Source organism: Marinobacter sp. (assembly GCF_041984545.1).
Taxonomy (GTDB): domain Bacteria; phylum Pseudomonadota; class Gammaproteobacteria; order Pseudomonadales; family Oleiphilaceae; genus Marinobacter.
Genome location: NZ_JBHIXV010000093.1, coordinates 1 through 252, shown reverse-complemented (window position 1 = coordinate 252; position 252 = coordinate 1). Strand labels below are relative to the sequence as shown.

Annotated in this window: 1 protein-coding gene; it reads left to right on the top strand. The window is 48.8% G+C overall.

Going from position 1 to position 252, the window contains the following annotated elements; translation table 11 throughout:
* Positions 1 to 6: 6 nt before the first annotated feature.
* On the top strand, positions 7 to 252 hold a 246-nt coding region (locus ACFC20_RS17685), incomplete at its 3' end, for a hypothetical protein (protein ID WP_375194128.1).

Sequence of the window (252 nt, the reverse complement as noted above, 5' to 3'; positions counted from 1 at the left end):
ACAAGTATGAGCACTAAGCCTATTCTTGATAGTGATTTCTACCATGACGGAAGAGGCCCAGAGCTTCAAAGAGTTGTGTGGAAGCTAAGGGGAACTGTCCTCGTCGGCTTCGAGTATTTCAACCCTGACGAGGAATATGCCCCCGACAATTTGAGGCATTTGGTGTTAGAAGGAGTTGAGGCATACAGCATGGCCTCGGGAGTTATGGTGATTTCTGGTGTATGGAAGCAGGTTGAAGGGGTGGCGTATCCT